The sequence below is a fragment of the Nocardia salmonicida genome, assembly GCF_036142455.1.
In the GTDB taxonomy this organism is placed as follows: Bacteria; Actinomycetota; Actinomycetes; order Mycobacteriales; family Mycobacteriaceae; genus Nocardia; species Nocardia salmonicida.
The window spans coordinates 5,469,559-5,494,738 of the sequence record NZ_CP108014.1 but is presented as its reverse complement, the minus strand read 5'-3'; the positions used below and the strand labels follow the sequence as shown (position 1 = coordinate 5,494,738).

Annotated in this window: 27 protein-coding genes; 16 read left to right on the top strand and 11 right to left on the bottom strand. The window is 67.5% G+C overall.

Annotated features, from left to right (window positions below; genetic code table 11):
• Nucleotides 1-21 precede the first annotated feature (21 nt).
• Both OHS03_RS25705 and OHS03_RS25700 read right to left on the bottom strand, forming a co-directional pair.
• On the bottom strand, nt 22-1,452 hold the full coding sequence (locus OHS03_RS25705) for an ABC1 kinase family protein (protein ID WP_328664402.1): 1,431 nt from the start codon (nt 1,450-1,452) through the stop codon (nt 22-24).
• Between the two features lie 158 nt (nt 1,453-1,610).
• Complete coding sequence (locus tag OHS03_RS25700; RefSeq protein ID WP_062986447.1) at nt 1,611-2,297, bottom strand: TetR/AcrR family transcriptional regulator; 687 nt, start codon at nt 2,295-2,297, stop codon at nt 1,611-1,613.
• Nucleotides 2,298-2,636: 339 nt separating this feature from the next.
• Between OHS03_RS25700 and OHS03_RS25695 the strand changes: the two genes are divergently transcribed.
• From OHS03_RS25695 to purU, 6 genes are all read left to right on the top strand, one after another.
• Nucleotides 2,637-3,890 (top strand): DUF445 domain-containing protein, encoded by a 1,254-nt coding sequence (locus tag OHS03_RS25695; protein ID WP_328664401.1) that lies wholly within the window; start codon nt 2,637-2,639, stop codon nt 3,888-3,890.
• A gap of 113 nt (nt 3,891-4,003) precedes the next feature.
• Nucleotides 4,004-4,450 carry a helix-turn-helix domain-containing protein gene (locus OHS03_RS25690; RefSeq protein WP_328657620.1) on the top strand — a complete coding sequence of 149 codons (447 nt, stop codon included), beginning with the start codon at nt 4,004-4,006 and terminating at the stop codon, nt 4,448-4,450.
• Nucleotides 4,450-5,115: a heparin-binding hemagglutinin gene (locus OHS03_RS25685; protein WP_328657618.1), complete on the top strand. Its 666-nt coding sequence runs from the start codon at nt 4,450-4,452 to the stop codon at nt 5,113-5,115. The genes OHS03_RS25690 and OHS03_RS25685 overlap by 1 nt, the downstream gene beginning before the upstream one ends.
• Before the next feature lie 83 nt (nt 5,116-5,198).
• The gene (locus OHS03_RS25680) at nt 5,199-5,489 is read left to right on the top strand and encodes a DUF2516 family protein (RefSeq protein WP_056814570.1); all 291 of its coding nucleotides are present in this window, start codon (nt 5,199-5,201) and stop codon (nt 5,487-5,489) included.
• Nucleotides 5,490-5,568: 79 nt separating this feature from the next.
• Nucleotides 5,569-6,621 carry an alpha/beta fold hydrolase gene (locus OHS03_RS25675; protein WP_328657616.1) on the top strand — a complete coding sequence of 351 codons (1,053 nt, stop codon included), beginning with the start codon at nt 5,569-5,571 and terminating at the stop codon, nt 6,619-6,621.
• 20 nt (nt 6,622-6,641) lie between these two features.
• On the top strand, nt 6,642-7,532 hold the full coding sequence (gene purU, locus OHS03_RS25670) for a formyltetrahydrofolate deformylase (protein WP_328657614.1): 891 nt from the start codon (nt 6,642-6,644) through the stop codon (nt 7,530-7,532).
• 1 nt (nt 7,533) lies between these two features.
• Here purU and OHS03_RS25665 read toward each other — a convergent pair whose 3' ends face one another.
• Nucleotides 7,534-8,061, bottom strand: a complete 528-nt coding sequence (locus tag OHS03_RS25665; protein ID WP_328657612.1) for a GNAT family N-acetyltransferase — start codon at nt 8,059-8,061, stop codon at nt 7,534-7,536.
• Between the two features lie 115 nt (nt 8,062-8,176).
• On the opposite strand from OHS03_RS25665, the gene deoC reads away from it, so the two are divergent.
• Nucleotides 8,177-8,842: a deoxyribose-phosphate aldolase gene (deoC, locus tag OHS03_RS25660; RefSeq protein WP_062986357.1), complete on the top strand. Its 666-nt coding sequence runs from the start codon at nt 8,177-8,179 to the stop codon at nt 8,840-8,842.
• Between the two features lie 16 nt (nt 8,843-8,858).
• Here the strand turns inward: deoC and OHS03_RS25655 are convergent, their stop codons facing one another.
• Nucleotides 8,859-9,593, bottom strand: coding sequence for an LmeA family phospholipid-binding protein (locus OHS03_RS25655; RefSeq protein ID WP_062986359.1), 735 nt, complete (start codon nt 9,591-9,593; stop codon nt 8,859-8,861).
• A 105-nt stretch (nt 9,594-9,698) separates the two neighbouring features.
• On the opposite strand from OHS03_RS25655, the gene OHS03_RS25650 reads away from it, so the two are divergent.
• Entirely contained in the window at nt 9,699-10,307 is a 609-nt protein-coding gene (locus OHS03_RS25650) for a type IV toxin-antitoxin system AbiEi family antitoxin (protein WP_056814556.1), read from the top strand.
• Here OHS03_RS25650 and OHS03_RS25645 read toward each other — a convergent pair.
• From OHS03_RS25645 to OHS03_RS25635, 3 genes are all read right to left on the bottom strand, one after another.
• Nucleotides 10,293-11,090, bottom strand: a complete 798-nt coding sequence (locus OHS03_RS25645) for a class I SAM-dependent methyltransferase (RefSeq protein ID WP_328657610.1) — start codon at nt 11,088-11,090, stop codon at nt 10,293-10,295. The two genes, OHS03_RS25650 and OHS03_RS25645, sit on opposite strands and share 15 nt — an antisense overlap.
• Before the next feature lie 7 nt (nt 11,091-11,097).
• Nucleotides 11,098-11,625, bottom strand: a complete 528-nt coding sequence (locus tag OHS03_RS25640; RefSeq protein ID WP_056814549.1) for a DUF2505 domain-containing protein — start codon at nt 11,623-11,625, stop codon at nt 11,098-11,100.
• A gap of 64 nt (nt 11,626-11,689) precedes the next feature.
• Nucleotides 11,690-12,826, bottom strand: a complete 1,137-nt coding sequence (locus tag OHS03_RS25635; protein WP_407942410.1) for a UDP-N-acetylmuramate dehydrogenase — start codon at nt 12,824-12,826, stop codon at nt 11,690-11,692.
• Here OHS03_RS25635 and OHS03_RS25630 point away from each other — a divergent pair.
• Both OHS03_RS25630 and OHS03_RS25625 read left to right on the top strand, forming a co-directional pair.
• Complete coding sequence (locus OHS03_RS25630) at nt 12,825-13,313, top strand: DUF2505 domain-containing protein (protein WP_328657608.1); 489 nt, start codon at nt 12,825-12,827, stop codon at nt 13,311-13,313. The genes OHS03_RS25635 and OHS03_RS25630 overlap by 2 nt on opposite strands.
• Before the next feature lie 174 nt (nt 13,314-13,487).
• Entirely contained in the window at nt 13,488-14,621 is a 1,134-nt protein-coding gene (locus tag OHS03_RS25625) for a L,D-transpeptidase (RefSeq protein WP_328664398.1), read from the top strand.
• A 59-nt stretch (nt 14,622-14,680) separates the two neighbouring features.
• On the opposite strand, the gene OHS03_RS25620 is transcribed toward OHS03_RS25625, so the two are convergent.
• Both OHS03_RS25620 and OHS03_RS25615 read right to left on the bottom strand, forming a co-directional pair.
• The gene (locus OHS03_RS25620; RefSeq protein WP_328657606.1) at nt 14,681-16,114 is read right to left on the bottom strand and encodes a DHA2 family efflux MFS transporter permease subunit; all 1,434 of its coding nucleotides are present in this window, start codon (nt 16,112-16,114) and stop codon (nt 14,681-14,683) included.
• 5 nt (nt 16,115-16,119) lie between these two features.
• Nucleotides 16,120-16,722 (bottom strand): NADPH-dependent FMN reductase, encoded by a 603-nt coding sequence (locus OHS03_RS25615; protein WP_328657604.1) that lies wholly within the window; start codon nt 16,720-16,722, stop codon nt 16,120-16,122.
• A gap of 169 nt (nt 16,723-16,891) precedes the next feature.
• Here OHS03_RS25615 and OHS03_RS25610 point away from each other — a divergent pair, with 169 nt between their 5' ends.
• Nucleotides 16,892-18,250, top strand: coding sequence for an MFS transporter (locus tag OHS03_RS25610; protein ID WP_328657602.1), 1,359 nt, complete (start codon nt 16,892-16,894; stop codon nt 18,248-18,250).
• 5 nt (nt 18,251-18,255) lie between these two features.
• Here OHS03_RS25610 and mscL read toward each other — a convergent pair whose 3' ends face one another.
• Both mscL and OHS03_RS25600 read right to left on the bottom strand, forming a co-directional pair.
• Nucleotides 18,256-18,717: a large conductance mechanosensitive channel protein MscL gene (gene mscL, locus OHS03_RS25605; protein ID WP_056814542.1), complete on the bottom strand. Its 462-nt coding sequence runs from the start codon at nt 18,715-18,717 to the stop codon at nt 18,256-18,258.
• 279 nt (nt 18,718-18,996) lie between these two features.
• Nucleotides 18,997-19,731, bottom strand: coding sequence for an SDR family NAD(P)-dependent oxidoreductase (locus tag OHS03_RS25600; RefSeq protein ID WP_328657600.1), 735 nt, complete (start codon nt 19,729-19,731; stop codon nt 18,997-18,999).
• 104 nt (nt 19,732-19,835) lie between these two features.
• On the opposite strand from OHS03_RS25600, the gene OHS03_RS25595 reads away from it, so the two are divergent.
• The 5 genes from OHS03_RS25595 to OHS03_RS25575 all read left to right on the top strand — a co-directional run bounded on the left by OHS03_RS25595 (nt 19,836) and on the right by OHS03_RS25575 (nt 25,164).
• Nucleotides 19,836-20,654 (top strand): alpha/beta fold hydrolase, encoded by an 819-nt coding sequence (locus tag OHS03_RS25595; protein WP_328657598.1) that lies wholly within the window; start codon nt 19,836-19,838, stop codon nt 20,652-20,654.
• Nucleotides 20,655-20,772: 118 nt separating this feature from the next.
• Complete coding sequence (locus OHS03_RS25590; protein ID WP_328657595.1) at nt 20,773-21,786, top strand: alpha/beta hydrolase; 1,014 nt, start codon at nt 20,773-20,775, stop codon at nt 21,784-21,786.
• 390 nt (nt 21,787-22,176) lie between these two features.
• Nucleotides 22,177-23,163: an alpha/beta hydrolase gene (locus OHS03_RS25585; RefSeq protein WP_407942523.1), complete on the top strand. Its 987-nt coding sequence runs from the start codon at nt 22,177-22,179 to the stop codon at nt 23,161-23,163.
• Nucleotides 23,164-23,314: 151 nt separating this feature from the next.
• On the top strand, nt 23,315-24,673 hold the full coding sequence (mshA, locus tag OHS03_RS25580) for a D-inositol-3-phosphate glycosyltransferase (protein WP_328664396.1): 1,359 nt from the start codon (nt 23,315-23,317) through the stop codon (nt 24,671-24,673).
• On the top strand, nt 24,670-25,164 hold the full coding sequence (locus tag OHS03_RS25575; protein WP_328657591.1) for a type III secretion system chaperone family protein: 495 nt from the start codon (nt 24,670-24,672) through the stop codon (nt 25,162-25,164). The genes mshA and OHS03_RS25575 overlap by 4 nt, the downstream gene beginning before the upstream one ends.
• The last annotated feature ends 16 nt before the right edge of the window (nt 25,165-25,180 follow it).

Sequence of the window (25,180 nt, the reverse complement as noted above, 5' to 3'; positions counted from 1 at the left end):
GCGCGCCTTTCGAAAAGGTGATCAGGGCTTGGTGGCTGGTGCGCTCGCCTTGCGGGCGCGGGTCTTCTTCACCGGCTTCGGTGGATGAGTAGTGAGCCAATCGCGGTGGGCCAGGCCGAGTTCGGTGATCGGCGGATCGCCGTAGAGCCATTCCCTGGCGATCAGATGCCAGTTGTTGGTGCTGTCGAGCTGGCCGAGCATGCCGAAGGTGAGGAAGTCGGCGCGGCGGGAGAACAGGTGCTCCGGCGGCAGGTTCTGCTGCTTCATGCCGGTGAACTCGCTGGCCCTCGGGTCGACGGCGAGCAGGAACGCGCCGCTGGCCAGTTCGGGGGTGATGGTGAGCTCCTCGTCGACCAGACACCATTCCGAGGCGGCGAGCACGTATTCGAGGCATTCCTCGGCGCCGATCTCCTCGGGCGAATCGATCACGCCGCGGTCGATCATCAACTGGCGCAGGTCTTCGGCGCGATCCTCGGCGGCTGCGCGCAGGCACTGGATTTCGAAGCCGACCAGCTTGGGATCCATCCGGTTGAACAGCCCGAAGTCGAGGAACGCGACCCGGCCGTCACGAGCTAGCAGCACATTGCCCGGATGCGGGTCGCCACAGAACTCGTTGAAGCTGAACAGTGAGCCGACATAGAAGCGGTAGATGATCTCGCCGACCCGATCGCGTTGCGCTGCAGGCATTTTCCGGATCTCGTCGAACCCGTCGCCGTCGATGAACTCGCTGACCAGCACGCGGGTGGTCGACAGCTCGGGCACCGAGGAGGGCACCACGATGAACGGGTGTTCGCGGTACAGGTGCGCGATCTCGGCCTGGGTGGCGGCCTCGGCCTGGTAGTCGAGTTCGCTCTCCATGTTCAGTTTCAGCTCGTCGAGCACCGCGGGGGTGATCCACGGCATCGCCGAGGCCAGCACCCGGCGGAACATGGTGAGGTTCTTCAAGTCCGCGCGCACGGCAGCGTCGACCCCGGGGTACTGGACCTTCACCGCGACGGCGCGGCCGTCGTGCAGGGTGGCCCGATACACCTGGCCGATCGAGGCGGCGGCGATCGGCTCCGGATCGAATTCGGCGAAGATCTCCGCCAGCGGAGCACCGAAATCCTGCTCGATCACCGCGCGCATGGACTCGAACGACACCGTCGGCGCCGCGTTGCGCAGCACGGCGAGGCGCTGCTGGAACCGCTCACGATGATTCTCGGGCACCAGATCCAGATCCAGCACCGACATCATCTGGCCGAGTTTCATGGCCACGCCCTTCATGGTGCCGAGCACCATGACCACCTGTTCGGTGGTGCGGATCATCGACTCCTCGGCCATCCGTGCGCGCACCGCCTCCGAGCGGCCGCGCATCGAGAGTCTGGTCTTCTTCGAGCGGATGACCGAACCCGCCGCGACCGCCCCCAGCTTCGTCCCGCGGGCAAGCCGGGAAGTCGGCACGTTCTTCGCCATCGAGGTACCTCCGTTGGTGCCGACGTGCGCGGCGGTGTCGACGCGCAGCGTCACACGACCACCCGCGGTGACGCAAGCCACAGCGCCCCGCTCGGTTCAGCGTAGCCAACCGCGCGGCGTTGTCGAGCCCGGCTCCCTCGAAGGGAGGGAGAGCCTGGTCAGGGTGTCTGCGGCGGCATCTCGGGCAGCGGATGCGGCTGTGCGGTGAAGATCTCGGGTGAGCCGCCCGCGCGGGCCATGCCCTCGATCGCGCTCCAGGCCATCATCGTGAGGTAATCGATCACGTCCTGGCGAGGCATGGCCTTGTCGGTGGTGGTCCACCAGTGGGTGGCCAGTTGGATGCCGCCGACCAGCACGTACGACCACAGCATCGCGCCCTCGGTGCGGATGCCCTTGGCGCCCGCCCGATCGACGAGCACGGTGGTGACCACCTCGGCGAACAGCCGCTCGAACTCCGCCAGCGAGGACTTGTCGCCCGCGGCATTGCTCATGATGAACCGGTAGACCTCGGGGTCGTCGTCGACGGTGCCGACGTATTCGGTCATCGCGGCGCGCACCAGCTGGTACTCGTCGGCGTCGAGGCTGATCGCGCCGTACACCCGGGGCAGCAGGGTGGTTTCGATGAAGCGCTGCATGGTGGCGTGGACCAGGTCGTTCTTGTCGGCGAAGTAGCGGTACAGCACGGTCTTGGACACGCCGATCTCGGTGGCGATCTCGTCCATGCCCGCCTGGCTGCCCCGCGCGCGGATGGCGTTGAGGGTGCCGTCGACCAGCTCCTCGCGGCGGTCGATCTTGTGCTGCCGCCACCGACGTTTGCGGCCGTCGGCTTGGCCGCCGCCGCGCACACTGGCTCGGCTCGACTGCTCGCCGATCTCGACAAGGTCTTCGGTGGACAGAACAGCCCCCTTGTGATCGATGTTGGCGTCTTTAGTCAACAGCTTAGGCGCGCCGGTGTGGGGTGGCGCTCCTTTGGGCCACGTTGGGGCATTTACCACACTCCGGTGCTTACGCGCGCGTACGAAAACCAGGCGGTTCGCCGTGTCGTGGGGGCCGCCACGCGGGGTTGGCGGCGGCGCACTCGCCGCGCGCACAGCAGAATGGGGGCTATGGAGAAATCTCCCGGCAACACGGCGGTTCTCACGCCGCGCACCGAGCCCGCCGCACAGCCCGCCGGCTTCGCGGTGATGACCGACGAGGCGGGCAAAAAACGTGACCTGTTCAAGATGAAGGCGCTGGCGACCAGTTTCCTGGTCGTGGCCAGCGTGATCTACCTGTTGTGCCGCTGGCTCGAATCGCGTGGCGGCGGTGGCGAGTGGGTGGGCTATGTCCGCGCGGCCTCGGAGGCGGGCATGGTCGGCGCACTGGCCGACTGGTTCGCTGTCACCGCGCTGTTCAAACACCCACTGGGTCTGCCGATCCCGCACACCGCGATCATCCGCAAGAAGAAAGACCAGCTCGGCGAGAGCCTCGGCGCCTTCGTCGGCACCAACTTCCTCGCTCCCGATGTGGTCTCCGCCCGCCTGGACTCGGCGCAGATCTCGCTGCGCGTCGGGCGGTGGATGGCCGATCCGGCGCACGCGGTCAGGGTGGCGAAGGAGAGCGCGACGATCCTGACCGCGGTGGTCAACACCCTGCGCGACGAGGACGTCGAGCAGATCATCGACAACACCATCGTCAAGCGGATCGCCGAACCGCTGTGGGGGCCGCCGCTGGGTCGGGTGCTCTCGGAGATGATCGCCGACAACCGGCAGCGGCCGCTGATCGATCTGCTGGCCGAGCGCGCGCACCAGTGGGCGCTGGGCTCACAGGACACGATCGATCGGATCGTGGTGCGCGATGCGCCGCAGTGGGCGCCGAAATTTGTCAATACATTGTTGTCGGAGCGAATTTATCGGGAACTCGTCGAATTCACCTGGAAGGTGCGCTCCGATCCCGATCATGAATTGCGCAAGGCTGCCGATCGCTTTCTCCAGGATTTCGCCGATGACCTGCAACACGACGACGCGATGATCGCCAAGGCGGAGAAGGTCAAGGCCGAGATCATGGGCCGCGAGCAGATCACCGGAATGGCCGAGGCTACGTGGCGAGCGGCGAAGCGGTTGATCTTGGAGTCGGCCGAAGATCCTGATTCCACACTTCGGCGCAAGGTGGCCGAAAATGTGCAACAGCTCGGCGAGCGCCTCCGTGACGACCCGGAGATGCGTGGCAAAGTGGACGGGTGGATCGATCGCGGTGCTCGCTATCTGGTCGGCAACTACTCCGCGGAGATCACGACACTGGTGACCGATACGGTCGCGCGCTGGGACGCCGACGAGGCGAGTAGGAAGATCGAATTGCAGGTCGGTCGGGATCTGCAATTCATCAGAATCAACGGCACGGTGGTCGGCTCACTCGCCGGCCTGGCGATCTACACCGTCTCGCAGCTGCTGTTCCACTGAACGACCTGGTAGCCGGAGCTGCGCACGTGTCAGCCGACCGGGTGCTAACTGTAGTGCTTGCAATAGCTAGCACCCTGTTCTACTATTGGCCTTACAACGCCAGAAGGTGAGCGATGACAGACCAACCCGAGAGTCGTGTAGCGCACGCGGCTCAAGATATCGGAGGTTTCATCAGGGCACAGCGCGAAGGTGCGCAGGTGTCCCTGCGTCAGCTCGCCGCTCTGGCGGGGGTAAGTAATCCGTACTTGAGCCAAATCGAACGCGGATTACGTAATCCCTCCGCCGAAGTACTCGGGCAGATCGCCAAGGCGCTGCGAGTTTCCTCGGAGGTGTTGTATGTGCGGGCAGGATTTCTGGAACAGCGCCCGCACAGCCCGGTCCGTGACGCCCTGCTGGCCGACACTTCGGTGTCCGAGCGGCAGAAGCAGGTGTTGCTGGAAATCTATGAGTCGTTTCGCCGGGAAAACGGGGAAGAAACCGGCTCAGGGGGGACCGAACGAGACAGTGACGTTTCGTTCACGACAACTGACACTCCGCCACACCAGGAGAATGAAGACTGATGACCGAAAAGACCGCCACTGTCACCAAGCCGCTGTTCGCCACCGTCGGCGCCGGTGACGCCATCTACGCCGCCGTGAACGACGTTGTCGCCGACGTCCGCGGCCGCGTTGTCGCCACCGATGCCAAGACCCGCGTCGAAGAGGCCCGCGAGCGCATCGCGAACGTGCCCGCCGACGTGCAGGCCCAGTTCGACACCCTGCGCGACCGCATCTCCGGCCTGCCGTCGGAGCTGCCGGAGGATCTCGCCGAACTGCGCGAGAAGTTCACCCCCGAAGAGCTGCGCAAGCTGGCCGAGCAGTACTACCGCCAGGCGCTCGACATCTACGCCGATCTCGCCGTTCGCGGCGAGGAGACCGTCGACCGACTGCGTGCCAACCAGGCCGTCGACGAGCAGATCGGTCGCGTCGAGACCCTCTACAAGGATGCGTCGGCTCGCGCCGAGGACGCCCTGACCAAGGTCAACGACCTGCTGGGCCGTACCAAGGCCGAGGCCGAGGCTGTGGCCGACAAGGTCGAGGCCGTCGTCGATGCCGAGGTCGTCGCCGTTACCACCGAGCCTGCTCCGGCCGAGCCCGCCGCCGCGGCGCCGGCTCCGGCCCCGAAGAAGGCTCCGGCCGCCAAGAAGGCCGCTCCGGCCAAGAAGGCCGCGCCGAAGAAGATCTGATTCGCCTTCGCGCATCACCGCTGACAGCGGCCCCGTACACCAGGTGTGTGCGGGGCCGCTGTTCGTATGATGGGGGTGTGAACATGGTGAATGGGATGACCTCGCTGATTCTGCTGATCCTGTGGATCGGCGCCTTCGGCGCGACGGTGTTCGCGCTCATTCACGCTGTGCGTCAGCGTTCGGATGCCTTCACCGCCGTCGACAAGATGACCAAGCCCATCTGGCTGGCCATTCTCGGCGGTGCGCTGGTGTTCCTGCTGATCGGCATCGGTGGGCTGGGGATGCTGTCGTTCATCGCGATCATCGCGACCGGTGTGTACCTGGCCGACGTGCGTCCGAAGGTCGATGAGGTGCAGCGCGGCCCGCGCTGGTAAAAAAGCTTGCTCGGAAGGGCTCGCGGGTGAGTGGTACGCGGTGTTACTGTATCTGTCAGTAACACAAAGGAGTGTGCCGATGCGCGCAAAGTTGCCGACGGCTCTGGTGAACCTGGTCGGCCGGGTATCCACCGTGGTCGAGACCACCCTCGCGGCCCACCGGGCCGACCTGCGGACACGGACGCACGGGATCGCGGCCTTCGATCCGCCGCGGATGCCCTGCGAGGTGATTCCGGTGGTCACCGCGGATGGCGCTCGCCTGCGGGTGCACGCCTACGGCCCGGTCGACGCGCCCGTCATCGTGTTCGCCCACGGCTGGACGTGCTCGCTCGAGTACTGGAACGCCCAGATCAACGCCTTCGCCGGCGAGTACCGCGTGGTCGCCTACGACCAGCGCGGCCACGGCGAGAGCACCAACGGTTACGCCCGCCCGAGCACGAATCTGCTCGCCGACGACCTGTGTGACGTGCTCGACGCCGTGTTGCTGCCGGGTCAGCGCGCGGTGCTGGCCGGGCACAGCATGGGCGGGATGACGCTCATCGCCTGGGCGGGCCGCTACCCCGAGCGCGTCGCCGAGCAGGCCGCCGCGGTGATCCTCACCAATACCGGCGCGCACTCGCTGGTCGAGGTGTCGACCATGGTTCCCGGTCTCAACGTGCCGCTGCGGATTCTGCGCGGCCGGTCGATGCCGACGCCGGACTGGCTCGGCAGGCTGATCCTCGGCACCCCGGTGGTGTTCCCGCCGATCAAGCCGGTGCGCTGGATCTTCGCCCGTCAGGTGATGACCCTCGACACCTCGCGCGAGAAGCTGGACTACGCGCTGTCGGTGGTGCGCGGCTGTCCGATGATGACGCGTTCGCGCTATGGGTTCCTGCTCACGGCGCTGCACCTGGGCGATGACGCGAAGAACTTCTCGGTCCCGACCACCGTGCTCGCCGGCGACCGCGACGACATGACCCCCGCGATCCACGCCGAGCGCCTGGCCGCGCTGCTGGCGGAAGCGGGCACGCTCGCCGGGTTCAAGGTGCTGCCGACCGGGCACCTGGGCAACGTCGAACGCTTCGACCTGTTCAATGCCGAAGTGGCCCAGGTACTCTCCGCCGTCCGCGAGCCCGTGCGCGCCCTGGCCTGATCGCCTGCGAGAATCGGCGGATGAGTTCTACCGCTGTGACCTCGGACGACCGTCGGTTCGTGCTGACCCTCGGCTGCCCGGACCGGCCGGGCGTCATCGCCCGGATCTCCTCGTTCATCGCCGAATTCGGCGGCTCGATCGTGGAGGCCGGGTACCACTCCGACGGTGACATCGGGTGGTTCTTCACCCGGCAGGCTGTGAAGGCCTCGACGGTGCCGTTCGCCATCGACGAGCTCCGGGAGCGCTTCGCCGAGGTGGCCGCCGAGTTCGGTCCCGAGACCGATTGGCAGCTCCACGATTCCGGTGCGCCGCGGCGGGCGGTGCTGCTGGTGAGCAAGGACGGGCACTGCCTGCACGACCTGCTCGGACGCGCGCAGGCCGGTGAGCTGCCCGCGACCATCGAGGCCGTGATCGGCAACCATCCCGACCTCGCGGGGATGACCGAGGCGCACGGGGTGAAGTTCCACTACGTGCCGTTCCCGAAGGACCCGGCCGAGCGCGGTCCGGCCTTCGAGCAGGTGCGCGCACTCGTCGACTCCCATGATCCGCACGCGGTGGTGCTCGCCCGGTTCATGCAGGTGCTACCCGCCGAGCTGTGCGAGTACTGGGCCGGGCGGGCGCTCAATATCCATCACAGCTTCCTGCCCTCGTTCGTCGGCGCGCGGCCCTATCACCAGGCGTACGCGCGCGGGGTGAAGCTGATCGGGGCGACCTGCCACTACGTCACCGCCGAGCTGGACGCCGGGCCCATCATCGAGCAGGACGTGATCCGGGTCGATCACGCCGACGACGTGCGCGACATGGTGCGCCAGGGCCGTGACATCGAGCGGGTCGTGCTCGCGCGCGGGCTGCGCTGGCACCTCGAGGGCCGGGTGCTCGTGCACGGTCGGCGCACGGTCGTCTTCGAGTGATCTACAGGTCGTAGAACGGTGCGGCGTAACGGAATTCGCCGGTGACGGCGGAGTCGTAGGCCGTGAGCGGGCGGACCTGGAAGTACGGCCCCCATTCGGCCTCGTCGGGCACGATGCCGAGGCGCGCGCCGGGGACGAAACCGAAGCGGGCGTAGTAGTCGGGGTCGCCGACCAGGCCGACGACCGATTCGTCGAGGGCATCGGCGGCGCCGAGGGCGGCGTGGACCAGCGCCGAGCCGACGCCGGACTTCTGATTCTCCGGATCGACGCCGAGCGGGCCGAGCGCCAGCACGGGGAACGGACCGATACCGGCTCTGGTGAGACAGATGTGCCCAACAACGGTGTCGTATTCGAGCGCGACCAGTGACAGCGTCGGCATCCACGACTCGTCGGTGCGTAGCGTTTCGACGAGGGCGGGTTCGGGTGGTTCGGTGACGGCCGGATCGCCCGCGTAATGCGGGGCGAAGGCGGCGCGGTGAATCGCGGCGATCGCCACCGCGTCCGCTGGGGTCTCGCGACGGATCAGCACAGGCTTAAGTCTCCAGGATTTGGGTACGGGAGCGCAATGATGTGCGGTCGCCGATGTCCGGATACGTCGATGCCCTCTGCGCCGGACGGTGCCGCGCGTATGCCATGCTCGGCAAATGACTTCCGCGCCGCTGACCCGGGCCGCCGTGGCCGACATGATCGACCACACCCTGCTCGCTCCGGAAGCCACACCGGCCGAGGTCGACGCGTTGATCGCCGACGCGCGCAAACTCGGGGTGTACGCGATCTGTCTGTCGCCCTCGATGCTGCCGGTACGCGCGCCGGGACTGGTGGTGGCCACCGTCGCCGGCTTTCCGTCCGGCAAACACCACTCGCTGGTGAAGGGCGCCGAGGCGCGGCTGGCCGTGGATCAGGGCGCCGCCGAGGTCGACATGGTGATCGACGTGGGCGCCGCGTTGGCCGGTGACTTCAATGCCGTTCTCGCCGACATCATCACCGTGCGCGAGGCGACCAGGGAACGGGCCGTGCTCAAGGTGATCATCGAGTCGGCCGCACTCACTGACGAGGCGATCGTCGGCGCGTGCCGGGCGGCCGAGCAGGCGGGCGCCGATTTCGTGAAGACTTCCACCGGTTTTCATCCGGCGGGCGGTGCGAGCGTGCACGCGGTGCGGTTGATGGCAGAGACCGTCGGCGGGCGACTCGGGGTGAAGGCCAGCGGCGGAATCCGCACCGCCGAGGACGCCGCCGCGATGATCGAAGCCGGGGCTACGCGGCTCGGGTTGTCGAAATCGGCCGCCGTCCTCGCCGGATTTCCCGAGTAGTCACCGCCTCGCAGGATCAGCAGGTGAACTCGGACTGCTGGCCGGACGGGGCGCTCTCGAGTGCGGTCTTGCCACCTGAAAGGTGCACGTTCACACCGTCATCGGTGACCTTGACCTCCTGCGCGCGCAGGCCGAGCGGATAGCTCTGCAAGCTCTGGGTGAAGGTCTCGACGATGCCCTGCACGAGGTCGGTGGGCAGGCCGATGCCGAGTAGCTGCGCCGACTTCGTCTCCACGACGATGTTGCCGTCGCGGACCAGCGGCTGCACCTCCAGTTGGGCGAGGCCGCCGAGTACATCGAGAGTCAGCACTCCGGTGCTCGCCGACGAGCTCACGCCGCTGACCATGGTGCCGAGGGTCTCGCGGATACCGTCGTTGTTCCAGGTCACATCGGCGGTGGAGCTGTCGATGGTGCCGCCGCCTCGGCCGCGGTCGACGAGTTCGATGTCGTTGAATTTCGCGTGCACGACCATTCCGACAGCGGGGCCGAACTGGTTGTCCTCGCTGTCGACGGTGATCGTGCCGACCTTGCCGTCCGCATACGACAGCAGGATCGGGCGCAGGCCGAAGCCCACGTCGATGCTCGAGCCCATCTGCTGCTCGAACGCGCCGCTGATGCAGCTCGAGATCTTGTGCCGGGCATAGGCTTCGGTTCCGGCGATGGCCGCGACGAGTAGAGCTGCGACCACGGCCAACGCGATCACCAGAGAGCGCCGACCGATCCTGGGGCGTGGGGAGTTCTGTGTGGTCATGGCATCGGATTCTTCCCGATCTTTCTGTGTCCGCTCTGAGGACGTGGTGAAAGCCTTCACAGCAAAATGTGACCTGGCGCACTGGGCCGGGCGTAACCTGGACCCATGACTGGCGAGGACGCGCGCCGGGTGGCGGGGACAGCGGATCATCGGTGGCGGGTGCTGCGGCGCCTCGCCGGGCGGCACGCGGGCTTCTTCACCACGCGTCAGGTGTTGCGTACCGGCTGCGAATCGCAGGTCAGGGCGGCCCTGGGGGACGGGTCGGTGACCAGGGCGGGGGTCGGGATGATGCGGCTGGGGCAGTGGCGGGTGGGGCCGCTGGACGAGTACGCGATGTGGGCGGCGTGGTTCGACGGCGCGGCGGCGGTGTCGTATCAGAGTGCGGCCGAACTCCATGGGCTCGGCAGGTTGCAACCGCGATTTCTGCATCTGTCGGTGTCGGCGGGTCGCCCGCCCGTGACGCCGCGGCTGGTGCTGACCCGACGCAAGCTCTGCGGGGCGGACGTGGAGTCGGCCGGGCCGTTTCTGGTGACGACGCCGGTGCGGACGGTCCTCGATCTGGCCGAGACCGAGATCTCGCAGTCGGCATTGGACGAGGTGGTGGCCGACGCGGTGGCGATCCACCGGTGCGATACCGACGAGATCTGGTGGGGTGGGCAGCAATTGGCGCCGCGCGCGTCGACGCGGGTGCGGCGGGCGTTAAGCCGGGTGTGACGGGGCGACGACGTCCCAGGGGACCGACAGCACGCAGTCGCGCATTCGCCGGTGATACGGGCGAAGGGGGAAACCGTTGGCGCGCAACATCTGCGCAGCTTCTCGCCAGCGGACGCGGGGGCCGTACGGCGCCATGGCCGCGGATCGCTCCCAGGCCTGGTCGGCCGCGGTGAGCAGGGTGTGGATCCGTTCACCGGCAATGTTGCGGTGGATCAACGCTTTCGGCAGGCGTTCGGCGATGTCGGAGGGTCGGTCGACGGTGAAGGGATCCCAGGCCAGCGTCAGGGAGAGCGGGCGGTGGCGGTCGAGCAGCACCCAGGCGCAGCGGCGGCCGAGTTCATCGCAGGTGCCGTCGACGAGCAGGCCGTCGGGAGCCAGATTGGACTGGATTCGAGACCACGCGTCGGGGACGGCGTCCTCGGGGTATTGACGCAGGACGTTGAACGCGCGGACGAGGGTCGGTCGCAGACCGGCCAGTTCGAAGCCGCCCCGGGCGAAGCGGACGCCGTCGCGGGGTTCGACGACGCGGGCCGGGTCTATTTCGAGACCGACCACCTCGAGGTCGGGGCGGACGGTGCGCAGGCGAGCGGCCAGCTCGAAGGTGGTCCAGGGGGCGGCGCCGTAGCCGAGGTCGACAACCAGGGGCGTGGTGGCCTCACGCAGTGTCGTGCTGACGAGTTCGTCGTTGACGAGCCAGCGGTCGCTGCGGCGTAGGCGGTTGACGCCCGTGGTGCCGCGGGTGATGGTGCCGACCGGCGGGACGGCCTTGCGGCTCGGGGCCACGGGTGGGTCAGACGGTCTTCTCGGCGGATTCTCGATCCAGGTAGCGCAGGGTTTCCTCCTGCTCGGCGCGGAACAGGTCGACGAGATTCACCAGCATCAACTGCTCCAGGCGCGGGCCGACCATGGGGATGAAGACCTTGGCGGTGGGGGAGAAGCGCATGGTGGCGCCGGTTTCGGTGGGGAAAAGGCGGATGGTGCCGGTGAGGCTGCCGGGGCCTGCGGGGATCGAGGCGGAGAACTTGCCCTCGGTCTCGTCGTGGTCGAACGGACCCCAGCTCTCCTTGCGAGTGATCACCATGTCCTTGCGCATGACGGTCTGGGCGATCTCGGGGAGCATCTCGCGGGGCAGTGTGTGGTGCAGGACCACGTCGATGCCGTCATCGGAGACGTCGAGGCTGACCACTTCGTTGTTGGGCGCGTACTTGCGCATTTCGGCGACGCGGGCTTCCCAGTAGTCCCTGCTCTGGAGGGCTGCGTACAGCTCTTCGGTGGTGTGCAGGGGGTAGCGAGCGGAGTAGTCCAGTCTGCGTGCCATGGCAGGACACGTTACGTGGTTGGGGTGTGGGCGGCGGGAAGTGGTGGGTTGTCTGTGCTCGGTCCTATAAATCGATGCCGACGGTTACCGGTTCCGGCTCCAACGTCACGCCGAACCTTTCCTGAACGCCCGCGCGGACGGTGCGGGCCAGAGCGACGATGTCGGAGGCGGTCGCGGCGCCGCGATTGGTCAGGGCCAGGGTGTGCTTGGTGGACAGGCGTGCGGCGGCGGCGTCACCGGGGAAGCCCTTCGCGAAACCGGCTCGTTCGATGAGCCAGCCGGCCGAGAGCTTGGTGCCGTCGGGTGCGGGATAGGTGGGCACGGTGACGTCGTCGCCGACGTGCGCGGCGATCGCGGCCAGTACCCGCGGCAACCGCTCCTCGGTGACGACCGGGTTGGTGAAGAAGGAACCGGCACTCCAGGTGTCGTGATCGGCCGGGTCCAGGACCATGCCCTTGCCTGCCCGCAGGCGGAGCACTTGCGCGCGCACCTGCTCGACGGGCAGGGTCTCGCCGTCGCCCGCGCCGAGCGCCTTCGCCAGTTCGCCGTAGCGCAACGGTGCGCTCATCCCACTCGGATCCAACGCGAACTCGACCGCGAGGACCACGGCGTCGTCGCTGTGCTTGAGCACGCTGGTCCGGTAGCCGAAGCCGAGTTCGGCGGGCTCGACCCAGCGCACGTCCCCGGTCTTGCGATCGAGCATCCGCACCCGGCGCAACAGCGACGCGACCTCGACGCCGTAGGCGCCCACGTTCTGTACCGGCGTCGCGCCGGCCGAACCCGGAATCCCGGACAGGCACTCCAACCCGCCCAGTCCGGCCGCGACGGTCGCCGCGACGACCTCGTCCCAGTTCGCGCCCGCCTCGGCCACCACGCCGTCGGCGCTCAGCTCGACACCGGTCGTGCCGACCCGGACGACCACGCCGTCGAAGCCCGCGTCGTCGATGAGCAGGTTCGACCCGCCTGCCACCAGCAGGACCGCGATACCGGCCGCATCCAGGGCCTTCACCGTGGCCACCAGGGCCTCGGTGCTCGCGCATTCGGCCAGCAGCGCGGGCCCGCCGACCCGCAGGGTCGTCAATTCGGACAAACGCACCGAATCGCTGACCTTCGCGCCGGTATCGGCAAGCAGGTCACGCAGCTGATCGGAGGACACCACCCGTGTTGTACGCACGTCCGCAGACGGTACCGTGTCGAGCATGGCTACACCTCTGGCGTTCACTGCCGGCTACACGCATTCCGTCGATGCGGTGCGCGCCGCGTACTCCGACGAGCAGTACTGGAAGGCCCGGATCGCCGAGGTCGGCGGCCCCGGTGCCCGGCTCGACGCCTTCGCCGTAGACGGCGACCAGGTCCGCGTCCAGATGGTGCAGTCCATCCCCGCCGACCAGCTCCCGCCCGCCATCACCGCTGTGCGCCCCGGTGACCTGATCATTCCGCGCACCGAGACCTACACCGGCACCGGCGGCATCTTCGAAGCCCACGTGGACGGCGCCCCCGCGGTGGTCCGCGGCACGGTCACCATGGCCCCCGACGACGGCACCGGCTCCACCACCGCGATCAACGGCACCATCGAGGTGAAGATCCCGCTGTTCGGCGGCAAGATCGAGGCGGCCATCTCGGAGCACCTGATCGAACTCCTCGCCAACGAGGCCGCGTTCACCGAGGAATGGCTCAACCGCCAGTAGTGGTTGTGGTGAGACCGCGCTCACGGGGTGCGGGTCGATAGCTCGGCGTACATTCGATGCGTGAGCAAACATTCGGTAACCGGTCTGTTGCGCGCGCGAAAAAACGCGCGTCGTAGTTCGTCGGCACAGCGCCGTGACGTCGGCGTTCGTGGTGGTCGATCGGTGATTGCGGTGATGTTGCTGGCGGTGCTCGTCGTGCTCACCGGGTGCACGATCGACCGGCCGGGCAAGGACGCCGAGGCGGCGACGCCGGTCGCGCAGGTGACCATCGCGCCGACGCCGGGGGCCACCGACGTCGATCCGGTCGCGCCCGTTTCGGTGACGGTCGCCCACGGCACGATCGACCAGATCGCCCTCACCAATGCCGGCGGCAAGCAGATCCCCGGTCAGCTCAGCCCCGACCGCACGACCTACAAGGTCTCCGAACCGCTCGGTTACGGCGCGTCGTACACCTGGGCGGGGACGGCCATCGGGGCCGATGCGAAACCGGTCCCGATCGACGGCACCTTCACCACGATCAGTCCCCAATCGACCATCCCGGCCACGATCAACATCGGCGACGGCCAGCAGGTCGGGATCGGGGCGCCGATCATCCTGAAGTTCGCGGGGCCGGTCACCAATAAGGCGGCCGTGGAGAAGGCGCTCACCGTCACCACCGACCAGGGCACCGAGGGATCCTGGGCCTGGCTGCCCGACGACGACGGCTCGCGGGTGCACTGGCGTCCGAAGAACTACTGGACCCCCGGCACCACCGTGCACGTCGCCGCGAAGCTCTACGGCGTCGACCTCGGCGGCGGCGCCTACGGCGACTCCGATGTGAGCTCCGACTTCACCATCGGGCGCAGCCAGATCGTCATCGCGAACGCCCCGAGTCACCGCATGCAGGTCGTGCGCGACGGCGCCACGGTCTTCGACTTCGCGGTCTCCTACGGCGAAGGCAACGAGCCGCGCAATGTGACCCGCTCGGGCGTGCACGTCGTCACCGAGAAGTACGAGGACTTCATGATGTCGAATCCGCCGTACTACACCAACGTGCGCGAACGGTGGGCCGTCCGTATCTCCAACAACGGCGAATTCATCCACGCCAACCCCGAATCCCTCTCGGCCCAGGGTTCGTCGAACGTCACCAACGGCTGCATCAACCTCTCGCCCGGCGATGCTCAGGCCTACTTCCCGACCGCGCTCTACGGTGATCCGGTGGAGGTGACCGGCACCTCGATCGAGTTGTCCCAGGCCGACGGCGACATCTACGACTGGGCCATCGACTGGTCGACGTGGACGTCGATGTCCGCCTTGCCGGCCGGATAGATCCGACCCCTACCGTCGTGCCGCGGTGCGATGTCCACGGCACGACGGTTCGACCTGCTCTAGCGGCGGGGCAGGAGTAGGGCAGGGACGAGCGCCAGCGCGATCATGACGGGCGCGATCAGATAGGTGTGCTGGAACGCGTCGGCCAGAGCGGGGGCGAGTTCGGCTCGCTGATCCGCCGTCATGGCGTGCAGTGCCTGTAGTCCACCTGCGACCGGGAGCAGCGCGCCCAGTGTCACCGAGGCCACCGCCGTGCCGATCGCCATCGACGTGGTGCTGATCATGTTCAGCACCGTCGACCCGGCGGGCTGCTGCTCGCGGCTCAGCGGCCGGGTGGCCGTGGTCATCACCGGCATCATGGTTCCGCCGCCGCCCGCGCCCATCAGCACCATCGTCAGGCACAGCGCCCAGTACGGCGCGTCCGCGTCGAGTTGGACCACGAACAGCACGAACCCGGTGAGCGCCACCGTGATCGACACCGGCAGGTACCGGCCGGGCGGGATCCGATCGATCAATCTGCCCGCCACCTGCATCGTCGCGCCCGACGCCAGGGCGAACGGAATCCCCAAAGCGCCTGCCACCAGCGCTGACTCGTCGCGCACCACCTGGAAGTACAACGGCAGCAGCAACATCGAACCGAAGTAGCCGCTCGCGAACACCGCGAGCAGCACCGCGGAGGTGCCGGTGATCCGGTTGCCGAGCACGCGCAGATCCAGCAGCGGCACCGAGGTGGTCAGCGAACGACGCACGAACGCGGCGATCAGGCCGATCCCCGCCAGCAGCGGCACGAGCACCGCGGGGGTGGCGAACCCGGCACTCTCGCCCGCGGCGGTGACGCCGTAGATGACCAACGCCAACCCGGGCGACATCAGCAGCAGCCCGCGGATGTCGAGCGCCCGCGGCGGCTCCGGCGTGTCGTCGGGCACCACCCGTACCGCCAGCAGGAGCACCAACGCGCCCAGTGGCAGATTGATGAAGAACATCCAGCGCCACGACACCTCGTCGATCAGGTATCCGCCGATCACCGGGCCCAGCAGCGGGCCGACCAGAATGGCCAACCCGAGCGTGCTCATCAACTGCCCCAGCCGCTCTGGTCCGGCCGCGCGCAGCAGGATCGTCATGGCGACCGGCATCAACAGCCCGCCACTCGCACCCTGGATCAGTCGAAAAGCGATGAGCGACTCGATGTTCCACGACAGTCCGGCCAGCACCGAGCCGACAACGAACGCGCTGATCGCGATCAGATACAGCCGCTTGGCGCCGAATCGGCCGACCAGCCATGCCGAGGTCGGCACCACGGCGCCGAGGGCGAGCGAGTATCCGGTCGCGACCCACTGGATCGTGCTCAGGCCCGCGTGGAATTCCATCGACAACTTGTTGATGGCGACATTCACGATGGTCTGATCGAGCGTTGCCATGATCATGCCGACCACCAGGACCAGGGCGACCCGCATCGGAGTGCGGCTGGTGGTCGGTTCGACGGTGGTGATCACGGCGGTCACTTCCCGTACGGCTGGGCCAGGCGGGCGGCGCGCAGTGCTTCGCCCCACCAGGTCAGCTGATCGAGCATGGTCGCGGCAGCGGCGTCGGCATCGTTGGGAGCGGTGAGCTCGCCCGCGTCGTCGAATCTGCCCCACGGATTCGGGAAGCAGACCGAGTCGCGGACGGTGACCGCATGGAGTTCGGCGAAGACCGGGCGCAGGTGCTCCACGGCGCGCAGCCCGCCGGAGATGCCGCCGTAGGAGACGAAGCCCACCGGCTTGGCCTGCCATTCGGCGTGGTGGGTGTCGATCAGGTTCTTCAGCGAACCCGGGTAGCTGTGGTTGTACTCGGGTGTCACCACCACGAACGCGTCGGCGCGCGAGAGCTTTTCGGTGGCTTCCGCGACAGAGGGATGGTCGGTGGCGGCGCCGAACGCGTGCGGCAACTCGATGCTCGCGGTGTCGACGACATCGACGGTGACGGCGTCGCGCAGTGCCGCCTGTCGGACGAACCAGTTCGTGATCGTCGGGCCGAAACGCCCCTGCCTGGTACTGCCGATGACGACCGCGAGCCGCAACGGGCTGATATCGGTTCGGACGTGGTCAACCGTGGCGCTCATGACGTTCCTCTTCGTCGGTGACGGCCCTCGGCCGCCGCTGCGCTCTACCGTCCTACCTCAACTGTCCTCGAGGTCAAGCAGAAGAAGATTTCGGTGGTCCGGGAATACTCACGGCATTAAGCTGCTTATTGCATTCATACGCAGATAAGCAGCCTTGAAAGGGCAGGCCATGACCACCTCGCTGTTCGCTCACCGCGACTACCGACTGCTGTTCACCGCCCAGGTCGCGGCCCTGTTCGGCACCGGACTCACCACCGTCGCCCTCGGTCTGCTCGCCTACGAACTGGCGGGCGGCAACGCGGCCATCGTGCTCGGTACGGCGTTGACGCTGAAGATGGTCGCCTATGTCACCGTCGCGCCGATCGCGGGCGCGTACGCGGGCCGACTGCCGCGCAGGCAATTCCTGATGGCACTCAACGGAATTCGTGGCGCGATCGTGCTGGCGCTGCCCTTCGTGGACCAGATCTGGCAGATCTACGTGCTCATCACACTGCTACAGATCGCCTCGGCCGCCTACACGCCCACCTACCAGGCGGTGCTGCCCGACATCCTGCCCGACGAGCGCGACTACACGAAGGCGCTGTCGGTGGCCCAGCTCGCGGCGACCATGGAAACACTGCTCAGCCCGATGCTGGCGGCGCTGGCGCTGAGTCTGATCAGCTTCCACTGGCTGTTCGTCGGCACCGGTCTCGGCTTCGCGGTGTCGGTCGCGCTGGTGCTGGCCGCGCGTATCCCGAACGCGGTGGTCGGCGAGGGTGCGATCACCGAACGGCTGGCCGCCGGGCTGCGACTGTTCGCGGCGACTCCGCGACTGCGTGGGCTGCTCGGGTTGAACCTGGTGGTCGCCGCCGCGGGCTCGGTGGTGATGGTCAACACCGTGAACTACGCCCGGGACGTGCTGGGCGGCAATCAGTCCGGCGTCGCGCTGTTGCTGGCGGCGAACGGCCTCGGCACCATGGTCATCGCCCTCGCCCTGCCCCGGATCCTGGACCGCCGTGGCGAGCGTCCGGTCATGCTCGCCGGTGCCGCTGTTCTGCTCGTCGGCCTCGCCGCCGCGCTCGCGTTGTCGATCTTGCCGATCGGCGAGTGGCACTGGTCCGCCGCCCTCGCCACCTGGGCCACCATCGGCGCGGGCACCGCGCTGATCCTCACCCCCACCGGCCGTGTTCTGCGTCGTTCCGCTCGCGCGCAGGACCGCCCCGCCCTGTTCGCGGCCCAGTTCTCCCTGTCCCACCTCGCCTGGCTGATCACCTACCCGATCACCGGCTGGCTGGCCACCACCGCGGGTTTCACCGCCACCTGGGCGACCCTTGCGGTCATCGCCGGCCTCGGCGCCACGGCGGCGATCCGGCTGTGGCCACGCCATGATCCGGCCGAGATCACGCATGTCCACGAACTCGGCTCGGTCGACCCGGCGATCCTGACCGACGCGATCCAGATCGGGCCACGGCACTTCCAGCACACCCACGCCTACGTGATCGACCCCAACCACCCGCGCTGGCCGAGCAGGACTCCGGCCTACGTCTGAACCGGCTACGCCTCGACGGACTCGCTGGCGCGATCCTTGCTCAGCGCGACGGTCTCGTCGGTGGTCAGACCCTGCTGCTTGGCCAGCAGATCGCGGATCTCGATGAGCAGTTCGGTCTCGGTGGGCTCGGCGTCCTTGGTGGTGCCGAACTTGTTCTTCAGCGACTTCATCGGCAGCATCAGCACGAAGTACAGGACCGCGGCGACCATGAAGAAGTCGATGAACGCGGTGATGATCGGGCCGAACGCGATGAAGGTCGCCGGCTTGTCGGCGATCAGCTGAACGCCGAGGCCCAATTCATTGGTCGAACCGAACACCGCGAGCAGCGGATTGATGAGCCCCTTGCTGAACGAGGTGACCACCGCGGTGAACGCGGTACCCATCACGACCGCGACCGCGAGGTCGATGACGTTCCCGCGCATCAGGAAATCTTTGAACCCACCGAAAACGGACTTGATACCGAGCATCGAACATCTACTCCTCAGACTGGCTATCGACAAACGGCCATGTTAAAGATCAGTCACTTGGCATGGCGAATTCTTAGCAACGCCCGAGCGATCCGCTCCCAGTATCAATTCCCGCCGCCCGCCCCGCTACTCGAACGACCACCGATCCTGGATTCGCCTACCCCGCCCTGGAATTCAGGTACCCGATGGGATGCCGCCCGAAGCAGATCGACCGAAGAGCTCGACGCCCAGGAGTGTCGAGCCTCACGTTTACCGGGCGAGGAGTGGGTCGAGCAGTCCTCAGGAGCGGCGGGCGAAGGAGCCGGGGCCTGCCTGGTCTCGGGGTTTGACGACGATGGTGTCGAGGTTGACGTGGGGCGGGCGGGTGGCCACGAAGCCGACGATTTCGGCGATGTCCTTGGCGTAGAGGGGGTCGATGCCCTCGTAGACCTTGGCGGCGCGGTCGGCGTCGCCGTCGAAGCGGACCAGCGAGAACTCGGTTTCCACGGCGCCGGGGGCGATCTCGGTGAGGCGGACCGGTTGGCCTAGGAGTTCGCCGCGCAGGGTGCGGTGGGCAACCGCCTGGGCGTGCTTGGCGGAGGTGTAGCCGGAGCCGTTGTCGTAGGTGTGCAGGGCGGCGATGGAGGTGATGGTGACGATCAGGCCGTCGCCGGAGGCGATCAGTTTCGGCAGCAGGGCCTTGGTCATGCGCAGGGTGCCGACGACGTTGGTCTCCCACATCCAGCGCCAGTCGTCGAGGTCGGCGTCGAGGACCGTGGCCATGCCCTTCGCGCCGCCCGCGTTGTTGACCAGCACGTCGACGTGGTCGATCGCGTCGGTGAACGCGCGCACCGATTCCTCGGAGGTGACGTCGAGTTCGAGCGCGGTGCCGCCGATCTCGGCGGCGAGGCTTTGCACCCGGTCGAACCGACGGGCGCCCACATAGACGTGATAGCCCTGTTCGGCCAGTTCCCGGGCGGTGGCTTCACCGATTCCCGAGCTGGCTCCGGTGACGACAGCGGTGCGAATGCTCATGGTGGTCGATCTTATTCGCCCCGGATTTGCGGGCGCCATGGCTCCGATCACCGTGACGTCAGGCATGGGGATCGCTGCACGACTGCGCCGATTAGCCTGTCGGTATGGCTATTCGCGATGCTGTCAGTGCCGATGGAACGAGGATCGTCTACCAGGTGAGCGGTACCGGTAGACCGCTGGTGCTGTTGCACGGGTGGGCGGGGAATCTGCGCTGCTGGGGTGCTGCCGCGGCTGATCTGGCCGAGCGATACCGGGTGATCGCGGTCGACCTGCGCGGGCACGGGTACTCCGACGATCCCGGCGCCGGTTATGACGATCCCAAGGCTTGGGCCGGCGATGTGGCCGCGGTGCTTGCCGCCGAGGGCATCGACTCCGGTGCGGTGCTGCTCGGCTGGTCCTACGGCGGGATCGTCGCCACCGACTACCTCGCCACCTACGGCACCTCGGCTGTCGCGGGTGTCGTCTACTGCGGTGCGCCCGCCCATATCGGCCGCGATGTGCCCGGTGCGGCTCCCGGGCCCTCGATGGAGAAGGCGATTCCAGGGGTGTTCGACGAGGCCGCCGGGCGCGCGGTGCGCGCGTTCTCGGTGTTCGGCAATGCCAATACCGGGCCGGGCGAGGACAAGGGCGTCGACGCGCAGCGGTTGTTCGGCGGCAGTCTCGCGACCCCGCCTTCGGTACGCAAGGCGCTGTTCTACCGCACGATCGACAACACCGAAACGCTGCGCGCCCTGGATGTTCCGGTGTTCGTGCTGCACGGCACCGACGACCCGGTGGTCCCGGCGGCCAACGGTCAGTACATCCTCGACAATGCCCCTGACGCCCGCGGTTCCTTCTGGGAAGGGGCCCAGCACGGGCTCTTCATCGAGGACCGCCCGCGCTTCTTTGCCGAGGTCAGCGCGTTTGTCGACGCGCTGGGGTGAGTTCGGCGCACCCCGCCGCTCTGAATCGGCAATGTTTCAGAAACATGTCCGAGGCAGGTGAGGGCGACTTACTCTGAGCCCGACGGCCTTGTCCCGCGGCCGGGCATGGAGGTGGCGCATGAGCGTCTTGACGCGTTGTGTGCTGGTTCTCGCGGCGGCCCTGACGTGCGCTGCTCCGGTGGCCGGAGCGAGCCCGGCCACCGACGCCACGCGGCTGATTTCCGTCACGCCGGGTCCGGGCCGGGTCGTCGAGCTGGTGGTGCACTCCGCCGCCATGGCGAAGTCGGTGACCGTGGCGGTGTTGCCCGCGCCCGATGGCACGGCGACGGCGCCGGTGCTGTATCTGCTCAACGGCGTCGACGGTGGCGTCGGCCCCACCGGCGAATGGCGCGACGGCGGCAACTGGCTCACCCGCACCGACGCCGACGCCTTCTTCGCCGACAAGCAGGTCACCGTCGTGATGCCGATCGGCGGCGCGGGCAGCTACTACGCCGACTGGCGGGCCGATGATCCCGTCCTAGGTCGTCAGCGCTGGACCACCTTCCTCACCCGCGAATTGCCCCGCGTCATCGACGCCGAGTTCCAGGGCGACGGCGTCAATGCCGTCGCGGGGGTGTCGATGGCGGGCACAGCGGCCTTCCAGCTGGCGCTCGCGGCGCCCCAGCTCTACAAGGCCGTCGGCTCCTACAGTGGCTGCGTCTCCACCAGTGGTCCGCAGGGCCACGCCATCGTCAATACCGTTGTCTCCGGTCAGAACGGCGACCCTGTGAACATGTGGGGACAACCCGGCGACCCCCTCTGGGCTGCCAACGATCCCTTTCTGCACGCCGAGCGTCTACGCGGCCTCGCCATCTACGTCTCCTCCGGGACCGGCCTTCCCGGTGGGCTCGACACCGTCGACGGACCCGGGCTACACGGTGATTCGATGAAGCTGGTGGACCAGCTGATCGTCGGCGGCGCCCTCGACGCGGTCACCGGCCTGTGCACACAACAGCTCGCCACCCGCTTCCACGACCTCGCCATCCCCGCCACAATCGACTTGCGTCCCAACGGAACTCACTCCTGGGGCTATTGGCGCGACGACCTCCGTCACTCCTGGCCGCTGTTCGCCGCGGCCCTGCGGGTCGGCTGAACCTGCCGTCTGCGCGCAGGTCGCGTCAGCCCGCTGGTTCGGCGCTGATCATGAGATGCGAATAACTTTGCATGCTTGTTGTGTCATATTTCGCAATTCGCGGAATAGGTCGAACGGGTCCGACCGGTCTATTTCCGCCGATGGAATCGGGCGACGGTGTGCGCGGATGAGGCATAACAGCGCAGGTAGGGTCGGTGATGTGATTGGTCTGCGGTGCCTATGTGATCGGCCCGTGATTGTTCCGGGTAACCAAGGAGAATGAACGTACAGATTTCGGGTATATCTTCTAGGAATCGTCACAGATTTCCGCCGAGATCGTGTGTAGCGTTCTGGAATGTCGTTGGATCGTATGTGGAGAAGAGGATTCGGCGTCGAGAACGGAGTTCGATGATGTTCGGTCGAGCAGTGGGCGCACGGGTTGTAGTGGCCGTGTCGGTCGTGTTGGCCGGTCTTGTGGTCGGGGCGCCCGCGGGCGCGGAGCCGACAGCGCGGATCGAGGATCAGCGGGTCGAGCCGGATCGCACCATCGATGTTGGCGTGTACTCACCGGCGATGGACATCGTCACCAGGGTGCGGGTGTTGCGGGCCGCGGATCCGAATGCGCCCGCGCCGACGCTGTATCTGCTCAACGGAGTCGGTGGGGGCAGCGACGGCAACTGGTTGGATCGAACCGATGTCGTCGAGTTCTTCAAGGACAAACAGGTCAATGTGGTGATCCCGTTCGGCGGTGCCGGTAGCTATTTCGCGGACTGGAAAACCGACGATCCGGTGCTCGGCAAGCAGCGGTGGACCACGTTCCTCACCAAGGAACTTCCGCCCGTGATCGACAAGGAGTTCGACGGCACCGGTGCCAATGCCATTGCCGGACTGTCGATGGCGGGGACCTCGGTGTTCCAGCTCGCGCTCGCCGAGCCGGGGCTGTACCGGGCGATCGGCTCCTACAGCGGGTGCGTGCGCACGAGTGATCCACGCGGACAAGCGATCGTGCGAACGGTGGTGGGCAGCAGGCTCGGCAACGCGGCCAATATGTGGGGCCCACCCACCGATCCCGAGTGGTCGGACAACGACCCGTACCTGCACGCGGAATCGTTGCGCGGCACCGACGTCTACATCTCCTCCGGTACCGGCATCCCCGGTCCGTACGACAACATCTTCGCCCAGGGCGACCCGGCGCAGATGACCATGCAGTTGCTGTTCGGCGCCGGGCTCGAGGCCGTCACGAATCTGTGCACCCAGCAGCTGCGCGATCGGCTGCAAACGCTCGGCATCCCCGCCACGGTGGACATGCGCTCCAACGGCACCCACTCGTGGGGCTACTGGGAGCAGGACATGCACAAATCGTGGCCCGTGTTCGAGGCAGCGCTGCACCGGGCGTGACAGCCACCGCGCTGTCCGAAACCCGCTCGCGCTCCGGCGCCGGATCGGGCAGGCTCGACCGCGACAAGTCCGTGAACTCACTCACGAAGACGCTGTGACAGCCGTCACCGAACCCGGTAGGGGTAACGGTGGCGGCGTCGCGGCGTGCACACTGGAAGGTGTGAGCCAGCGTCATCCCGAACTTTTGCCCCATCGCATCGCGGTGCTATCGGTGCATACCTCGCCGCTGGCGCAGCCCGGCACCGGGGACGCGGGCGGGATGAATGTCTACGTGCTGCAAACCGCGCTCGAGCTGGCCAAACGGGGTACCGAGGTGGAGATCTTCACCCGCGCGACCTCGTCGGAGTTGCCGCCGGTCGCCGAGGCCGGACCCGGCGTGATCGTGCGCAACGTGGTCGCGGGCCCGTTCGAGGGACTCGACAAGCACGAGCTGCCCACCCAGCTGTGTCCGTTCACCGCCGAGGTACTGCGCCAGGAAGCGCGCCACCTGCCCGGCCACTACGACCTCGTGCACTCGCACTACTGGCTCTCCGGCCAGGTCGGTTGGCTCGCGCGCGATCGCTGGCGGGTGCCGCTGGTGCACACCGCGCACACCCTCGCCGCGGTGAAGAACGCCGCGCTGGCCGAGGGCGATACCCCCGAACCCGAAACCAGGGTGATCGGCGAGAAGCAGGTGATCGCCGAGTCCGACCGGCTCGTCGCCAACACCGGTGACGAAGCCCATCAGCTCGTCGACCTCTACGGCGCCTCACCCGACCGTATCGACGTGGTGCCCCCCGGCGCCGACCTGACCCGCTACCGCCCCGGCGACAAGCTCGCCGCGCGCACCGAACTCGGTCTGCGCGCCGACGAGCAGATCGTCGCGTTCATCGGCCGGATCCAGCCGCTCAAGGCCCCCGATGTGCTCGTGCGGGCCGCGGCCGAGCTCCTGAGCCGGGATCCGAGCCGCAAGCTGCGTGTGTTGATCGTGGGCGGGCCGTCCGGTACCGGACTGGCCAAACCGCACGCGCTGATCGAACTGGCCGCCGATCTCGGCATCGCCGACCGGGTCACGTTCCTGCCGCCGCAGCCCGCCGACAAGCTCGTGCAGGTGTATCGCGCGGCCGACGTGGTCGCGGTGCCCAGCTACAACGAATCCTTCGGCCTGGTCGCCATCGAGGCGCAGGCCAGCGGCACTCCGGTGCTCGCCGCCGATGTCGGCGGTCTCGGCACCGCGGTTCGCAACCACGAGTCCGGCCTGCTGGTGCCGGGGCATCGCACGCCCGACTGGGCCGACGCGCTGGCCGCCCTGCTCGACGATCCCGACCGGCTGACCCGCATGGGCGCGACCGCCGTCGAGCACGCGAGCCGGTTCTCCTGGGCGCACACCGCCGACGGGCTGCTCGACAGCTACGCTGCCGCGATGGCCGGATTCCGCGCCGAACGCGGACCGATCGCTCTGTACGCGGGCGAGACAGGCCAGGCCAGATCGCGGGCGCTGTGGCGGCGCCGGACGGGAGCACGCAGGTGAGCGCCGTTTCACAGATCATCGACGACACGCTGCGCGATCGCGAGATCGAATACACCCGCCACGGTGACGACACGTTCATCGTGGTGCTGCCGGGTGAGCGCAAGCTGAAGACCACGGTGATGCTGACCGTCGGCAAGCACGGGGTTCGCATCGAATCCTTCGTCTGCCGCAAGCCCGATGAGAACTTCGAAGGCGTCTACAAATACCTGCTGCGGCGCAACCGCCGCCTCTACGGGGTGGCTTACACGCTCGACAATGTCGGCGACATCTACCTGGTCGGCCGCATGTCCGCCGAGTCGGTCACCGCCGACGAACTCGACCGCGTCTTCGGTCAGATCCTCGAAGCCGTCGACAACGACTTCAACATGCTGCTCGAACTCGGTTTCGCCGAATCCATTCGCAAGGAATGGAAGTGGCGGGTCTCGCGGGGTGAGTCGCTGAAGAATCTGCGCGCCTTCGAGCACATCATCGACGACGCCGACAAGGTCTGAAAACAAACGATGCCGG

Bases quoted from the DNA above. Each gene is read 5' to 3' on its own strand.
- OHS03_RS25595 (WP_328657598.1), top strand. From the start codon at position 19,836: ATGGCTATTCGCGATGCTGTCAGTGCCGATGGAACGAGGATCGTCTAC.
- OHS03_RS25655 (WP_062986359.1), bottom strand. From the start codon at position 9,593: ATGACCACACAGAACTCCCCACGCCCCAGGATCGGTCGGCGCTCTCTG.
- purU (WP_328657614.1), top strand. From the start codon at position 6,642: ATGAGTTCTACCGCTGTGACCTCGGACGACCGTCGGTTCGTGCTGACC.
- deoC (WP_062986357.1), top strand. From the start codon at position 8,177: ATGACTTCCGCGCCGCTGACCCGGGCCGCCGTGGCCGACATGATCGAC.
- OHS03_RS25675 (WP_328657616.1), top strand. From the start codon at position 5,569: ATGCGCGCAAAGTTGCCGACGGCTCTGGTGAACCTGGTCGGCCGGGTA.
- OHS03_RS25695 (WP_328664401.1), top strand. From the start codon at position 2,637: ATGACCGACGAGGCGGGCAAAAAACGTGACCTGTTCAAGATGAAGGCG.
- OHS03_RS25610 (WP_328657602.1), top strand. From the start codon at position 16,892: ATGACCACCTCGCTGTTCGCTCACCGCGACTACCGACTGCTGTTCACC.
- OHS03_RS25615 (WP_328657604.1), bottom strand. From the start codon at position 16,722: ATGAGCGCCACGGTTGACCACGTCCGAACCGATATCAGCCCGTTGCGG.
- OHS03_RS25690 (WP_328657620.1), top strand. From the start codon at position 4,004: ATGACAGACCAACCCGAGAGTCGTGTAGCGCACGCGGCTCAAGATATC.
- OHS03_RS25650 (WP_056814556.1), top strand. From the start codon at position 9,699: ATGACTGGCGAGGACGCGCGCCGGGTGGCGGGGACAGCGGATCATCGG.
- OHS03_RS25590 (WP_328657595.1), top strand. From the start codon at position 20,773: ATGAGCGTCTTGACGCGTTGTGTGCTGGTTCTCGCGGCGGCCCTGACG.
- OHS03_RS25685 (WP_328657618.1), top strand. From the start codon at position 4,450: ATGACCGAAAAGACCGCCACTGTCACCAAGCCGCTGTTCGCCACCGTC.
- OHS03_RS25640 (WP_056814549.1), bottom strand. From the start codon at position 11,625: ATGGCACGCAGACTGGACTACTCCGCTCGCTACCCCCTGCACACCACC.
- OHS03_RS25585 (WP_407942523.1), top strand. From the start codon at position 22,177: ATGTTCGGTCGAGCAGTGGGCGCACGGGTTGTAGTGGCCGTGTCGGTC.
- OHS03_RS25600 (WP_328657600.1), bottom strand. From the start codon at position 19,731: ATGAGCATTCGCACCGCTGTCGTCACCGGAGCCAGCTCGGGAATCGGT.
- OHS03_RS25630 (WP_328657608.1), top strand. From the start codon at position 12,825: ATGGCTACACCTCTGGCGTTCACTGCCGGCTACACGCATTCCGTCGAT.
- mscL (WP_056814542.1), bottom strand. From the start codon at position 18,717: ATGCTCGGTATCAAGTCCGTTTTCGGTGGGTTCAAAGATTTCCTGATG.
- OHS03_RS25705 (WP_328664402.1), bottom strand. From the start codon at position 1,452: ATGGCGAAGAACGTGCCGACTTCCCGGCTTGCCCGCGGGACGAAGCTG.
- OHS03_RS25680 (WP_056814570.1), top strand. From the start codon at position 5,199: ATGGTGAATGGGATGACCTCGCTGATTCTGCTGATCCTGTGGATCGGC.
- OHS03_RS25625 (WP_328664398.1), top strand. From the start codon at position 13,488: ATGTTGCTGGCGGTGCTCGTCGTGCTCACCGGGTGCACGATCGACCGG.
- OHS03_RS25635 (WP_407942410.1), bottom strand. From the start codon at position 12,826: ATGCTCGACACGGTACCGTCTGCGGACGTGCGTACAACACGGGTGGTG.